At 62.0% G+C, this 14,090-nt stretch carries 11 protein-coding genes; 9 read left to right on the plus strand and 2 right to left on the minus strand.

All coding sequences use genetic code 11. The features are described 5' to 3' along the window. Positions 1 to 9 precede the first annotated feature (9 nt). The 5 genes from NTD89_RS09580 to NTD89_RS09600 all read left to right on the plus strand — a co-directional run bounded on the left by NTD89_RS09580 (position 10) and on the right by NTD89_RS09600 (position 6,850). On the plus strand, positions 10 to 900 hold the full coding sequence (locus tag NTD89_RS09580) for a bestrophin family protein (protein ID WP_262207286.1): 891 nt from the start codon (positions 10 to 12) through the stop codon (positions 898 to 900). A 152-nt stretch (positions 901 to 1,052) separates the two neighbouring features. Then, entirely contained in the window at positions 1,053 to 1,811 is a 759-nt protein-coding gene (locus NTD89_RS09585; protein WP_262207288.1) for a helix-turn-helix transcriptional regulator, read from the plus strand. A gap of 80 nt (positions 1,812 to 1,891) precedes the next feature. Beyond that, a complete protein-coding gene (locus tag NTD89_RS09590; protein WP_262207290.1) occupies positions 1,892 to 2,779 on the plus strand; it encodes a proline iminopeptidase-family hydrolase in 888 nt (295 codons plus the stop codon). A gap of 338 nt (positions 2,780 to 3,117) precedes the next feature. Beyond that, on the plus strand, positions 3,118 to 5,526 hold the full coding sequence (locus NTD89_RS09595) for a glucose/quinate/shikimate family membrane-bound PQQ-dependent dehydrogenase (protein WP_262207292.1): 2,409 nt from the start codon (positions 3,118 to 3,120) through the stop codon (positions 5,524 to 5,526). Between the two features lie 58 nt (positions 5,527 to 5,584). Continuing rightward, positions 5,585 to 6,850, plus strand: a complete 1,266-nt coding sequence (locus tag NTD89_RS09600) for a carbohydrate porin (protein ID WP_262207294.1) — start codon at positions 5,585 to 5,587, stop codon at positions 6,848 to 6,850. A 45-nt stretch (positions 6,851 to 6,895) separates the two neighbouring features. On the opposite strand, the gene NTD89_RS09605 is transcribed toward NTD89_RS09600, so the two are convergent. Together NTD89_RS09605 and NTD89_RS09610 are read right to left on the minus strand one after the other, a co-directional pair. Next, a complete protein-coding gene (locus NTD89_RS09605) occupies positions 6,896 to 7,492 on the minus strand; it encodes an imm11 family protein (RefSeq protein ID WP_262207295.1) in 597 nt (198 codons plus the stop codon). A gap of 31 nt (positions 7,493 to 7,523) precedes the next feature. Further along, positions 7,524 to 8,702 carry a XylR family transcriptional regulator gene (locus NTD89_RS09610; RefSeq protein ID WP_145164819.1) on the minus strand — a complete coding sequence of 393 codons (1,179 nt, stop codon included), beginning with the start codon at positions 8,700 to 8,702 and terminating at the stop codon, positions 7,524 to 7,526. Between the two features lie 140 nt (positions 8,703 to 8,842). Between NTD89_RS09610 and xylA the strand changes: the two genes are divergently transcribed. The 4 genes from xylA to NTD89_RS09630 all read left to right on the plus strand — a co-directional run bounded on the left by xylA (position 8,843) and on the right by NTD89_RS09630 (position 14,078). After that, a complete protein-coding gene (gene xylA, locus NTD89_RS09615) occupies positions 8,843 to 10,159 on the plus strand; it encodes a xylose isomerase (protein WP_262207296.1) in 1,317 nt (438 codons plus the stop codon). Between the two features lie 230 nt (positions 10,160 to 10,389). After that, positions 10,390 to 11,391 (plus strand): D-xylose ABC transporter substrate-binding protein, encoded by a 1,002-nt coding sequence (xylF, locus tag NTD89_RS09620; protein ID WP_145164815.1) that lies wholly within the window; start codon positions 10,390 to 10,392, stop codon positions 11,389 to 11,391. A 5-nt stretch (positions 11,392 to 11,396) separates the two neighbouring features. Next, complete coding sequence (gene xylG / locus NTD89_RS09625; protein ID WP_262207299.1) at positions 11,397 to 12,941, plus strand: D-xylose ABC transporter ATP-binding protein; 1,545 nt, start codon at positions 11,397 to 11,399, stop codon at positions 12,939 to 12,941. Then, positions 12,942 to 14,078 carry a sugar ABC transporter permease gene (locus NTD89_RS09630; RefSeq protein ID WP_145164811.1) on the plus strand — a complete coding sequence of 379 codons (1,137 nt, stop codon included), beginning with the start codon at positions 12,942 to 12,944 and terminating at the stop codon, positions 14,076 to 14,078. It abuts the gene before it with no gap. Positions 14,079 to 14,090: the final 12 nt, after the last annotated feature.

The following is a 14,090-nucleotide window of genomic DNA, read 5'->3' on the forward strand; positions in this document are numbered from 1 at the left end:
GGACCTCGTTTGAAAGCCGCCATCATCAAAAAATACCGCCTGATCATCAAGACCATGGGCTATGTGGGCTGGGCCCTGTTCTGGCTGTTGTTGTGGGATGTCGCCGTGACGGTGGATTTCATGCTGTTTCTCACCACCAAGATCAATTTGCCGCTGATGCCGTTGACCTTGCTGGGTTCGGCGCTGGTGGTGCTGATCAGTTTTCGCAACAGCAGCGCTTACAACCGTTGGTGGGAAGCCCGCACGCTATGGGGCGCGATGGTCAATAACTCACGCAGTTTTGCCCGACAGGTGCTGACGCTGCTGGACGACCCGGACGGCGAAGTGAACCCGGCCAAAGCCACGCTGCTGCGCCGTCATGTGGCCTATGTGAATTGCCTGGCGGCGCACCTCAGGGGCAAACCGTGCCCCGACGAGGTGCGTGCGTTCATCCCGGCCGAGGAGTTCGCGCGCAACGGTGCGACCAATAACTTCGCCAATGACATCCTTACCGGCTCGGCGGCATTGCTGGCCAGGGAGTACAAGGCCGGCCACCTGGACAGCATCCGCCTGTCGCGACTGGAGTCAACCCTGGTGGACTTGTCCAATGCCCAAGGTGGCATGGAGCGCATCGCCAATACGCCGCTGCCCTACCCTTACGTGTATTTTCCACGGCTGTTTATTTCTCTTTTCTGCCTGATCGTGCCGGTCGGGCTGGTGGAGTCCCTGGGCTGGTTCACCCCGCTGGCCTCGACGGTGGTGGGCTTTATGCTGCTGGCGATCGAGCGTATCGGCACCGACCTGCAAAGCCCGTTTCACTCCAGCGAGCACCAGATCCAGATGGAAAGCATCTGCGAAACCATCGAGAAAAACCTGCAGTCGATGCAGCGCGATGCGTTGGGTGGCGAGCGCATCGGCTGAGCGCATCAACAGGCTCACGAAGGCAGGTGGTGCTCGTCAGGCGCATTTCATCTGCCACCGCCGGTTCGGTGCGCGATGCGCCAAGGCCCGCATGACAACCGTTGGTATGGCGTTTGCTGGAGAAACCGCGCATCCCACCGCCCGGAGGCGTCATGCACACCGACCTGATGACATTCAGCGAGCAACTCGCCCACCTGACCAGCCTGGATGCGTGCCTGGCGCATGTGCAGGCGGCGACCAACCGGTTGGGGTTCAACACGCTGATCTACGACTTTGCGCCAGTGCCGGTCAGCCATGAAGGCGCGCTGATCACCCCGTCGGTGTTCAAGGCGCTGAATGCACCGCTGGACATGCACGACCTGTGGTGCACAGGCGGCTATTACCAGATCGACCCGGTGCAGCAATGCGCAGCGCGCAGAACCACGCCGTTTGTGTGGTCATTCGGCAGCGACACCAAGTGGAACGTCGCCCTGACCGACGCCCATCGCCCGGTGGCCCACTATGTCCGCGACTACGGCCTGAGCACCGGCCTGACGGTGCCGCTGCACTTGCCGGATGGCGGCTTTGCCACGCTCACCGCGATCATCGACGGCACCCCGGCGCAGGCCGAGCAGCAGGCCCGGCAAAGTCTTGGTGACATGCTGGGATTGGCACACACCTTCCAGGCCCGGGCCAGCGAACTGCTGGCACCGGCGCAGCGCTGTTGCACCCATGTTCACCTCACCCGGCGCGAGCGCGAGTGCCTGCAGCATTCGGCCAAGGGGCTGTCGGCCAAGTGCATTGCGGCCGCCCTCAACCGCTCCGAGGCGACGGTCAACCTGCACCTGGTCGCCGCCGCGCGCAAGTTGGGTGCGCGCAATCGCGTCGAAGCCGTGGCGCGTGGTTTGCACTACCGGCTGGTGGAAGTTTGAGAACCTATCACTTTTACCAGTGCACCTGACGCGCCGTTTTGGCTAGCCTGTACCGCATCGATCCCAATGAGGTACAGAACATGCAGGTTCGCGAAGGTTATGCCGATTTCCGTGGCTATCGGACGTGGTTCCGGGTCACCGGCGACTTGAATTCAGGGCGTCTGCCCTTGATCGTTGCCCACGGCGGCCCGGGCTGCACCCATGATTACGTCGACAGTTTCAAAGACCTGGCCGCCACGGGCCGCGCGGTGGTGCATTACGATCAGGTCGGCAATGGCCGCTCGACCCACTTACCCGGCGCCTCTGTCGATTTCTGGAGCGTGGCACTGTTCCTGGCAGAGCTGGACAACCTGGTCGAGCACCTTGAGATCAGCGACTACGCGCTGTTGGGCCAGTCCTGGGGCGGCATGCTCGGCGCCGAGCACGCGGTGCGCCAGCCTGCCGGCTTGAAAGCGTTGATTATTGCCAATTCGCCAGCCTCGATGGACTTGTGGTGCGAAGCGGCGAATGAGCTGCGCCAGGCGCTGCCGCCCGAGGTGCAGGCCACGTTGCTGCGCCACGAAGCCGCCGGCACCACCGACACCGCTGAATACCTCGCCGCAGCGGAGGTGTTTTACGCGCGCCATGTGTGCCGTACCCAACCGATACCGGCCGAAGTTGAGCGCACCAATGCCGCCATCGAAGAAGACCCCACCGTCTACCACGCGATGAACGGTCCCACTGAGTTCCATGTGATCGGCAGCATGCGCAACTGGACGATCATTGATCGCCTGGCGCGAATCCAGGTGCCCACGCTGCTGATCTCCGGGCGCTTCGACGAAGCCACACCGGCCACGGTGCAGCCGTTTGCCGACGGCATCAGCGACGTGCGCTGGCAGATTTTCGAGCAGTCCAGCCATATGCCGCATGTTGAAGAGCGTGAAGCGTGCATGGCGTGTGTAGCCGAGTTTCTCGCCTCCCTGGAGTGAAGAGTGGCGAGCAGGCTTGCCCTGCGTTGGGCTGCGAAGCGGCCCCAATAAAAACACCTCGGTCTGCCAGCCAGAACGCGGTGTTTGTTTTCAGGACTGCTTCGCAGCCCAACGCAGGACAAGCCTGCTCGCCACACAAAACCTGCTCACCACACAAAGCCTGCTCACCACACAAAAGCCTGCTTGCCACACAAAAAAGCCTGCTTGCCACTTCAAGGCGGTTTGCAACACCATCATCCCAAAGCCTGTAACAGACTATTACCCAGTAGAATGTACTAACCAGTTACTTATCTTGCTAACATTCGATCTTTAGTCACTCACCTTCGAGTCCTGTCGACATGAAACGAGCATCCCGCGCCACTGGCGCCTCACGATATCTCCTGCTGGGCCTGGGCATCATCATTGCCCTGCTCGGCGTGGCCCTGGCCGTTGGCGGCGCCAAACTGGTCAGCCTGGGCGGTTCCTGGTACTTCCTGACCGGTGGCGTGGCCATGGCCGTTTCCGGCCTGTTGATCGCGCGACGCAACCCGGCTGGCGCGTGGTTGTTCGCCGCCTTTCTGGTGGGCACGGCGGTCTGGGCGGTGGCGGATGTAGGGCTGGTGTACTGGCCGCTGTTCTCGCGGCTATTCATGTTTGCGGTGATCGGCGTGGTGGTGGCGCTGGTGTATCCGCTGCTGGCCGGCAAGCCGGCTCGCGGCGCGTATGGCATTGCTGCCGTATTGGCAGTGGGCGTGGCCGTCGCTGCAGGCAACATGTTCGTGGCGCACCCAAGCGTGGCGCCTACCGGTAAAGGCCCGGGCATCACGCCGGTGGCTGCCGCCGACGCGCAGAAAGACTGGGCCCACTACGGCAACACCGAAGGCGGCAGCCGTTTTGCCGCGCTGGACCAGATCAACCGCGACACCGTCAACAAGCTCAAAGTGGCGTGGACCTACCACACCGGCGACGTCGCCATCAGCGACGGCAACGGTGCCGAAGACCAACTGACGCCCCTGCAGATCGGCAACAAGGTGTTCATCTGCACGCCGCACAACAACCTGATCGCACTGGACGCCGACACCGGCAAAGAGCTGTGGAAGAACGAAGTCAACGCCAAATCGGCGGTGTGGCAGCGTTGCCGTGGCATGGCGTATTTCGACGCCACCGCGCCCATTGCCCAGCCGACCCAACCCAACAGCTCGCCGATCATGGCTGCCAGCGTGGCGGCCGGTGCACAGTGCCAGCGTCGCCTGCTGACCAACACCATTGATGCACGCCTGATCGCGGTGGATGCCGACACCGGCAAATTCTGCGAAGACTTCGGCACCCACGGCCAAGTGGACCTCAAAGCCGGCCTGGGCGATGTGCCGGACAGCTACTACCAATTGTCGTCGGCACCGTTGATGGCCGGCACCACCGTCGTCGTCGGTGGCCGCGTCGCCGACAACGTACAAACCGACATGCCCGGCGGCGTGATCCGTGGTTTCGACGTGATCACCGGCCAAATGCGCTGGGCCTTCGACCCGGGCAACCCCGAAGACAAACAAGCGCCAGCCGCTGGCAGCACCTACGTGCGCAGCACGCCGAACAGCTGGGCGCCGATGTCGTACGACCCGCTGATGAACACGGTTTTCCTGCCGATGGGCAGCTCGTCCACCGACATCTATGGCGTTGAACGTACCCAACTGAATCACAAATACGGCGCCTCGGTGCTGGCGCTGGACGCCTCCACCGGCGCAGAAAAGTGGGTGTACCAGACCGTCCACAACGACCTGTGGGACTTCGACCTGCCGATGCAGCCGAGCTTGATCGACTTCACCCCACCGGGCAGCGACAAGGCAGTACCGGCTGTAGTGATCGGCACCAAGGCCGGGCAGATCTACGTGCTCGACCGCGCCACCGGCAAGCCGCTGACAGACGTCAAGGAAGTGCCGGTCAAGGCCGCGAACATTCCCAACGAGCCGTACTCGTTGACCCAGCCTAAATCGGTGGGCATGCCGCAGATCGGCGCGCAAACCCTGAACGAATCGGACATGTGGGGCGCCACGCCCTACGACCAGTTGCTGTGCCGTATCGACTTCAAGGGCATGCGCTACGAAGGCCTGTACACCGCGCCGGGCACCGATAAATCGCTGAGTTTCCCAGGCTCCCTGGGCGGCATGAACTGGGGCAGCATTTCCACCGACCCGGTACATGGCTTTATCTTCGTCAACGACATGCGCCTGGGCCTGTGGATCCAGATGATCCCGTCGCAGAACAAGGCCAAGGCCTCGTCCGGTGGCGAAGCGCTGAACACCGGCATGGGCGCGGTACCGCTCAAGGGCACGCCGTATGCGGTGAACAAAAACCGCTTCCTGTCGGTGGCCGGCATCCCGTGCCAGGCGCCGCCGTTCGGTACCTTGACCGCCATCGACATGAAGACCCAGCAGATCGCCTGGCAAGTGCCGGTGGGCACGGTTGAAGACACCGGCCCGCTGGGCATCCGCATGCACCTGCCGATCAAGATTGGCCTGCCGACCCTCGGCGGCACGCTGTCCACCCAGGGCGGCCTGATCTTTATCGCCGGCACCCAGGACTTCTACCTGCGCGCCTTCAACAGCGGCAACGGTGATGAAGTCTGGAAAGCCCGCCTGCCGGTGGGCAGCCAAGGCGGCCCGATGACCTATGTGTCGCCGAAAACCGGCAAGCAATACATCGTCATCACCGCCGGCGGCGCGCGCCAGTCCACTGACCGTGGCGACTACGTGATCGCCTACGCCCTGCCATAACCCCGTGTTCGCGCGGTGTCGCCCTCCGGCACCGCGCTTTTTGTCTGGAAAACCACGCATGACCCCCACTTCTCATCTGCCCCTTGGCCGCCTGGTGCTGGGCCTGGCCTTTGCTGCCGCCCTGCCCGTTCAAGCCGACGACACCACCCTGACCGGCGACTGGGGCGGCCTGCGCCGTGAACTCGACGAGCAAGGCATCCGCTTCACCGGCGACTACAGCGGCGAAACCGCCTACAACGCCGACGGCGGCCAACACCGTTCGGCGCGCTACTCGCAAAACATCAAGCTTGGCGTGCAGTTCGACCTGGGCAAGCTCTACGGTTTCAACAACGGCGACCGCATCCAGCTGACCATCAACGACCGGCGCGGCAACAGCGCCTCCGAAGACCTGGTGGGCAACCGCCTGCCGATCCAGGAAAACTACGGCGGCCTCTACACCCGCCTCACCGAGTTGAGCTACGAACGCACGCTGTTCACCCCCGCGCTGAACATCAAGCTGGGCTACATGGCCATGGGCAATGACCTCGGCGGCCTCGACAGCGGCATCCTGTGCAACTTCATGAACGCCGGTTTCTGTGGGCACCCGCTGAACATGTCCGGCGGCAGCGGCTGGACCAACTACCCGAATGCGCGCCTCGGCGCGCGGGTGAAATACGATTTCTCGCCATCCTGGCAACTGCGCGTGGCAGCGTTCAATGTCGACCCGGACAGTAACGGCAACTCCAGCCGCGCCTGGCACCTGGACCCTAAACGCACCACCGGCACCGTGGTACCGATCGAGCTGGTCTACAAACACGCGGGCACGCTGCCGGGTGAATACAAGCTGGGTTACTACTACGACAGCTCCGACGTCAAACGCATCGGTAGCAACAAAGAAGTCAGCGGGCGCGGCGGTCACTACCTGCTGATCGACCAGGCCGTGTGGGCGTCCAGCACATCAGCCGGTCGCGTGCTGCACGCCTTCGGCCAATACTCGGCCGCCAGCGAGGCTGCCTCGCCGTTCAGCAAGTGGTATGGCGCGGGCGTGGTGCTGTACAAACCGTTCGAAGGCCGCCCGCGCGACACCGTCGCCCTGGGTTATGGCCGTGCGGTGCCGAACCCGCGCAGTCGGGATGTGCAGGAATTGGCGGCGTTCAACGCGGGCACCGACTACCCCAACCTGAACAATGCCGAGCAACTGATCGAACTCAGTTACGGCTACCAGGCCACGCCGTGGCTGACGTTGCGCCCGGATGTGCAATACATCATCGAGCCGGGGGCGTTTTCCGGTGAGAACATCGACAACGCGCTGGTAGTGGGTTTACAGGTGAAGGCCACTTTCTGACCGGATAAGGGCCGAGGCGCGAGCGCCAGCTGCGTCTCGCGCCTGTCAGGTCACAGTGGTTGTGTCACCATTTACCGAATCAAACGCCATCCCGACTACCCCTGCGCTCTCGAAGCGACGCTTTACCTCTTCGCTGACGATGATTGCACCCAGATAGTGCTTAAGCCTGAAAATATCTCGGCCACCCACGTTTACCGGATCAATAACGAGCCTGGTAAAGCCGCGATAATCCCCCGCCCGGTCCGGCCGCACCGGGTCATCCACGGCATACCGCTGATATTCCGAGCGTTGTTGATCAACGCACTCAACCTGCGTCTCGATGATCATCACGAAATAGTCCTGTTCAACGTGCGTGTTCGCGATGTGCACCGGCTCAAGTACGAGATGGTGATAAGGCTTATCCACCTCCGGCAAGCCCACTAATGCATCACGTGCTCTTCTGCTCAATACCGGAACACTGCCATAACCCGCCAGCGCGTAATCAACCTCAACCCCTTCGAACCTGACGTCGAGGGTGTACGTGCCAGGCTCCATGTAATTGGGCGGCGGATTACTGAAGTGCCAGTTATTAACGTGCCGTATGTCTCCAAGCACCCATTTGTGCGGCACTGAGTGATCCGGCCTGAGTAAGTAATACCGCATGTCCTTATCCCTTTCCCCGCGTCTGCCGACATTATGAAGCCGCTGTGTGCTGATACTCACGCGGCGTACACCCAAACTCCCGCCGAAACACGGTGTGCAGGTACTGCGCCGATTTGAAGCCGCAGCGCGCCGCGATGTCGGCAATCGCCAGGGTTTGGTTTTCCAGGCCCTTGGCGGCGGCCGCAAGTTTGAAGCGCAGGATCTCATCGTGCACGCTGCAGCCGCGCGCCTTGCGAAAGTGTGATTCGAGGGAGGAGCGCGAAACGCCAACATAGGCCGCCACTTGGGCGGTCTTGATGCCCTGGCAAGCGTACTGGCGGATAAACAACAGCGCCTGCATCACGTACGGGTTACCCAACGGTTGATGCAAGCTGGACGCCTGCACATTGATCGCATCCGGCGGCACCAGAATCTGTGTGCCCGCGCAGGGTTTGCCGTGCAGCATCTGGTGCAGCAGCGCCGCGGCCGTGCGGCCCATGGTCTCGGTGCCCTGGATGACTGAACTCAACGGCACGCGCGTCAGCGTGCGAGTCAGCGGGTCATTGTCGATGCCGATCAATGCGACTTCTTCGGGCACGGCAATGCCCGCAGTGAGGCAGGCTTGCAGCAGCTGCCGTGCGCGGGCGTCGGTGACGGCAATGATGCCGATGGGCTTGGGCAAACTGTGCAGCCAGGCAATCTGCTGTTCCACGGCGCTGTCCCACAACGGTGCGCTGGTGCCCAGGCCGCGGTAGACCTCCACGTGCAGGCCATCGCGTTGCAACAGACGGCGGAAGGCTTTCTCACGCTCCTGAGCCCAGCGATTGGCCTGGGCTTCCGGCAGGCTGAAACAGGCAAAACGGCGCAGGCCTGCCTCGATCAAATGCTCATACGCCAGCTTCATCAACGCACGGTTGTCGGTGGCGACATAGGGAATGCCCTTCGGGTAGGCACGCGCATCCTGATAGGAGCCGCCCACCGCCACCACCGGCAGCTTGATGTCGGCCAGCGCCTCGCCGATCAGCGGGTCGTCAAAGTCGGCGATGATGCCATCGCCCTGCCAGCGTTCGATGCCCTTGAGGCGACACAGAAAGTCCTCTTCAAGAAACAGGTCCCAGGACACGCGCGTGCTGCTCAGGTAATTGCCGATGCCGGTGATGATGCCCCGGTCGTAGATCTTGCTGCCATTGAACAGCAAGGCAATGCGGTGAACAGGCGGTAGGGTTTTCATTGTTTTTATCCTTAAAGCCGGTCGCCACAGCCTAGACCTCTCTAGTCAAAATCGCACCATGGCTTGGTGATTTTCATAATCGGCAGTCCCGATGCCGTTGCTAGTATCGAGTCACCGCCAAGAACAATAAGGAAATCGCCATGCCGTACTTCCCCGGTGTCGAGAAGGTTCGCTTCGAAGGCCCCAGCAGCGACTCTGCCCTCGCCTTTCGCCACTATGACGCCAACAAAATCATCCTCGGCAAACCCATGCGCGAGCACCTGCGCATGGCAGCCTGTTATTGGCACACCTTTGTGTGGCCAGGGGCGGATATGTTTGGTGTAGGCACCTTCAAACGCCCCTGGCAGCGCACCGGCGACACGATGGAACTGGCCATCGGCAAGGCAGAAGCGGCGTTCGAGTTTTTCTCCAAACTGGGCATCGACTACTACAGCTTTCACGACACCGACGTCGCCCCCGAAGGCACCTCGATCAAGGCGTACCGCAACCATTTTGCGCAAATGGTCGACCACCTGGAGCGCCACCAGGAACAGACCGGCATCAAATTGCTGTGGGGCACCGCCAACTGCTTCAGCAACCCGCGCTTTGCCGCCGGCGCTGCCAGCAACCCGGACCCGGAGGTGTTCGCCTACGCCGCCGCGCAGGTGTTCAGCGCGATGAACGCCACGCTGCGGCTCAAGGGTGCCAACTATGTGCTGTGGGGCGGCCGCGAGGGCTACGAAACCCTGCTCAATACTGACCTCAAACGCGAGCGCGAACAGCTCGGACGCTTTATGCGCATGGTGGTGGAGCACAAGCACAAGATCGGCTTTACGGGCGACCTGTTGATTGAGCCCAAGCCCCAGGAGCCGACCAAACACCAATACGATTACGACAGCGCCACGGTGTTCGGTTTCCTGCATGAGTACGGCCTGGAACACGAGATCAAAGTGAATATCGAGGCCAACCACGCGACCCTCGCCGGTCATAGTTTCCATCATGAGATCGCCACCGCCGTGTCCCTCGGGATTTTCGGCAGTATCGACGCCAACCGCGGCGACCCGCAGAACGGCTGGGACACCGACCAGTTCCCCAATAGCGTCGAGGAGATGACCCTGGCCACCTACGAAATCCTCAAGGCCGGCGGGTTCAAGAACGGCGGCTACAACTTCGATTCCAAAGTCCGCCGCCAGAGCCTGGACGATGTCGACCTGTTCCACGGCCACGTCGCCGCCATGGATGTGCTGGCACTGGCGCTGGAGCGCGCAGCGGCAATGGTGCAGAACGACCGGCTGCAGCAGTTCAAGGATCAGCGTTATGCCGGCTGGAACCAGCCATTGGGCCGGGCGGTATTGGCCGGTGAGTTCAGCCTGGAGTCGCTGGCCGAGCATGCCTTTGCACACGAGCTGAACCCGCAGGCCGTGAGTGGCCGGCAGGAGATGCTTGAAGGCGTGGTCAACCGGTTTATCTATACCTGACAGGGTGTCTGCCTGTGGCGAGCGGGCTTGTTGTGGCGAGCGGGCTTGCCCCGCGTTGGGGCGCGAAGCGGCCCTGAAACCTGACACCGCGGTATTTCAGGTAGAACGGGTCGCCAGGAATGGGGCTGCTGCGCCGCCCAACGCGGGGCAAGCCCGCTCGCCACAACTACACTGTTCGCCTACAGTCGTCACACCGTGTCTTTCCAACAACAATAAAAGGACGCACCACCATGAAGTCATTTAAACGCACCTTGCTCGCCACTGCTCTGGCCCTGCTCGCCCTGCCGGTGATGGCCGATTCCGCCCATCCAAAAATCGGTTTCTCCATTGACGATTTGCGCCTGGAACGCTGGTCCCGTGACCGTGATTACTTCGTCGCCGCGGCCGAAAAACTCGACGCCAAGGTCTTCGTACAGTCGGCGGATGCCAATGAACAGAAGCAAATCTCGCAGATCGAAAACCTCATCTCCCGAGGCGTCGATGTGATCGTTATCGTGCCGTTCAACGCCACCGTGCTGACCAACGCCGTCGCCGAAGCCAAGAAGGCCGGCATCAAGGTGGTGTCCTATGACCGCCTGATCCTCAACGCCGATATCGACGCCTACATCTCCTTCGATAATGAAAAAGTCGGCGAGATGCAAGCCAACGGCGTGCTGCAAGCGGCGCCCAAAGGCAACTACTTCCTGCTCGGCGGCGCGCCCACCGACAACAACGCCAAGGTGCTGCGCGAAGGCCAGATGAAAGTGCTGCAACCGGCCATCGACAAGGGCGACATCAAGATTGTCGGCCAGCAGTGGGTCAAGGAATGGAACCCCACCGAAGCCCTGAGCATTGTCGAAAACGCCCTGACCCGAAACGACAACAAGATCGACGCCATCGTCGCGTCCAACGACGCCACCGCCGGCGGTGCGATCCAGGCCCTGGCCGCGCAGAAACTCGCGGGCAAAGTGCCGATTTCCGGGCAAGACGCCGACCTCGCTGCCGTCAAGCGCGTGATCGACGGCACCCAGACCATGACCGTGTATAAGCCGCTCAAACTGATCGCCTCGGAAGCGGCGAAACTCTCGGTGCAACTGGCGCGCAATGAGAAACCCACCTACAGCTCGCAATACGACAACGGCAGCAAGAAGGTCGACACCATCCTGCTCACGCCTACGCCGTTGACCAAGGCCAATATCGACCTGCTGGAGAAAGACGGGTTCTATACCCAAGAGCAGATTGCCGGGCAGTGACCGCCATGGCCGACTACTTGCTGCAAATGAACGGCATCGTCAAAACCTTTGGCGGTGTCAAGGCGCTGAACGGCATCGATATCAAGGTACGGCCGGGGGAATGTGTTGGCCTGTGCGGTGAAAACGGTGCGGGCAAATCCACCTTGATGAAGGTGCTGTCGGCGGTTTACCCGTATGGCACCTGGGACGGTGAAATCCTCTGGGATGGGCAGCCACTCAAGGCCCAGTCGATCAGCGAAACCGAGGCCGCGGGCATCGTCATCATCCACCAGGAACTGACGCTGGTGCCGGACCTGTCGGTGGCCGAAAACATCTTTATGGGCCACGAACTGACCCTGCCCGGCGGGCGCATGAACTACCCGGCGATGATTCATCGTGCGCAGGCACTGATGCGTGAACTCAAGGTGCCGGACATGAACGTGGCGCTGCCGGTTTCACAGTACGGCGGCGGCTACCAGCAGCTGGTGGAAATCGCCAAGGCCTTGAACAAACAGGCGCGCCTGTTGATCCTCGACGAGCCCTCTTCGGCCCTGACCCGCTCGGAAATCGACGTACTGCTGGACATCATCCGTGACCTCAAAGCCAAGGGCGTGGCCTGCGTGTATATCTCGCACAAGCTCGATGAAGTGGCAGCGGTGTGCGACACCATCGCGGTGATCCGCGATGGCAAACACATCGCTACCACCGCCATGGCCGACATGGATATCCCGCAGATCATCACCCAGATGGTAGGCCGCGAGATGAGCAACCTCTACCCCACCGAGCCGCACGAGGTCGGCGAGGTGATTTTCGAAGCGCGTAACGTGACCTGCTATGACGTGGACAACCCCAAGCGCAAACGCGTCGACGATATTTCCTTTGTGCTCAGGCGCGGGGAAATCCTCGGCATTGCCGGGCTGGTGGGGGCCGGGCGCACGGAGCTGGTGTCGGCGCTGTTCGGCGCGTACCCCGGCCGCTACAGCTGCGAAGTGTGGCTCGATGGCCAGGTGATCGACACGCGCACACCGCTCAAATCGATCCGCGCCGGGCTGTGCATGGTGCCCGAAGACCGCAAGCGCCAAGGCATCATTCCCGACCTGGGTGTGGGCCAGAACATCACCCTGGCGGTGCTCGATAGCTATGCGCACCTGACCCGCATCGACGCCGAGGCCGAACTGGGCAGCATCGACCAGCAAATCGCGCGTATGCACCTCAAGACTGCCAGCCCGTTTTTGCCGATCACCAGCCTGTCCGGGGGCAATCAGCAAAAGGCCGTGCTGGCAAAAATGCTGATGACCAAGCCCAAGGTGCTGATCCTCGACGAGCCTACGCGTGGGGTAGACGTGGGCGCCAAGTATGAGATCTACACACTGATGTGTGCGCTGGCGGCCGAAGGCGTGGCGATCATCATGGTCTCCTCGGAGCTGGCCGAGGTGCTGGGGGTTTCCAACCGCGTGCTGGTGATCGGCGACGGCCAGTTGCGCGGTGATTTCATCAACCAGGGCCTCACCCAGGAACAGGTGCTCGCCGCCGCGCTCAGCCATAACAATAATGATCGGAAGACCGCGTAGATGAACCACGTCAAACAGCTGTTTACCCGCTACAAAATGCTCGCCCTGGTGATTGCCGTAGCGTTTATCTGGCTGTTTTTCAGCTGGCAGACCGAGGGCGGTTTCGTGACGCCACGCAACCTCTCCAACTTGCTGCGGCAGATGTCGATAACTGGCATCCTGGCGTGCGGCATGGTGCTGGTGATCATCAGCGGCGAGATCGATTTGTCGGTGGGTTCACTGCTCGGATTGCTGGGCGGGCTCGCGGCGATTCTGGATGTGGTCTATCACATCCCGCTGCTGGCCAACCTCAGCCTGGTGGCACTGTGCGGCCTGATGCTCGGGCTGGCCAACGGTTACATGACCGCCTACCTGCGCATCCCGTCGTTTATCGTCGGCCTGGGCGGCATGCTCGCGTTTCGCGGGATTCTGCTGGGGATTACCGGCGGTACCACCATCGCGCCGGTGTCGCCGTCGCTGGTGTATGTGGGCCAAGGCTATTTGCCGCACAGCGTGGGTATCGGCCTTGGGGTTTTGCTGTTCGCTCTGACCCTGTTCCTCACCTGGAAACAACGGCGTAACCGCGCCCTGCACAGCCTGGCTGCGCACTCCCTGATGCGTGATGGGCTGCGCGTGGCGGTGATTGGCGCGGTGCTCGCCGGGTTCGTCACCACCCTCAACAGCTACGATGGCATCCCGGTGCCGGTGCTGTTGTTGCTGGTGCTGCTCGGCGTATTCAGCTACGTCACCAGCCAGACCGTGTTCGGCCGCCGCGTGTATGCGGTGGGCAGCAACATGGAGGCCACGCGGCTGTCGGGCATCAACGTGCAGGCGGTGAAACTGTGGATCTTCGGCATCATGGGCGTGATGTGCGCCCTCGCCGGCCTGGTCAACACCGCGCGCCTCGCGGCGGGTTCACCGTCGGCGGGCAACATGGGCGAACTGGATGCCATCGCCGCATGCTTTATCGGCGGCACCTCCATGCGCGGTGGCTCGGGCACGGTGTATGGCGCGTTGCTCGGCGCGCTGGTGATTACCAGCCTGGATAACGGCATGTCGATGCTGGATGTGGACAGTTACTGGCAGATGATCGTAAAGGGCAGCATTCTGGTGCTGGCGGTGTGGGTGGATGTGAGTACGCGGGCCGGGCGGCGCTGAATCACAGCCATA

The organism is Pseudomonas sp. 14P_5.3_Bac1 (assembly GCF_025466135.1).
In the GTDB taxonomy this organism is placed as follows: domain Bacteria; phylum Pseudomonadota; class Gammaproteobacteria; order Pseudomonadales; family Pseudomonadaceae; genus Aquipseudomonas.

What these genes read in the sequence shown, in the direction of transcription:
- NTD89_RS09585 (WP_262207288.1), top strand. Translation starts at nt 1,053, where the DNA reads ATGCACACCGACCTGATGACATTCAGCGAGCAACTCGCCCACCTGACC.
- NTD89_RS09590 (WP_262207290.1), top strand. Translation starts at nt 1,892, where the DNA reads ATGCAGGTTCGCGAAGGTTATGCCGATTTCCGTGGCTATCGGACGTGG.
- NTD89_RS09595 (WP_262207292.1), top strand. Translation starts at nt 3,118, where the DNA reads ATGAAACGAGCATCCCGCGCCACTGGCGCCTCACGATATCTCCTGCTG.
- NTD89_RS09600 (WP_262207294.1), top strand. Translation starts at nt 5,585, where the DNA reads ATGACCCCCACTTCTCATCTGCCCCTTGGCCGCCTGGTGCTGGGCCTG.
- NTD89_RS09605 (WP_262207295.1), bottom strand. Translation starts at nt 7,492, where the DNA reads ATGCGGTATTACTTACTCAGGCCGGATCACTCAGTGCCGCACAAATGG.
- NTD89_RS09610 (WP_145164819.1), bottom strand. Translation starts at nt 8,702, where the DNA reads ATGAAAACCCTACCGCCTGTTCACCGCATTGCCTTGCTGTTCAATGGC.
- xylA (WP_262207296.1), top strand. Translation starts at nt 8,843, where the DNA reads ATGCCGTACTTCCCCGGTGTCGAGAAGGTTCGCTTCGAAGGCCCCAGC.
- xylF (WP_145164815.1), top strand. Translation starts at nt 10,390, where the DNA reads ATGAAGTCATTTAAACGCACCTTGCTCGCCACTGCTCTGGCCCTGCTC.
- xylG (WP_262207299.1), top strand. Translation starts at nt 11,397, where the DNA reads ATGGCCGACTACTTGCTGCAAATGAACGGCATCGTCAAAACCTTTGGC.
- NTD89_RS09630 (WP_145164811.1), top strand. Translation starts at nt 12,942, where the DNA reads ATGAACCACGTCAAACAGCTGTTTACCCGCTACAAAATGCTCGCCCTG.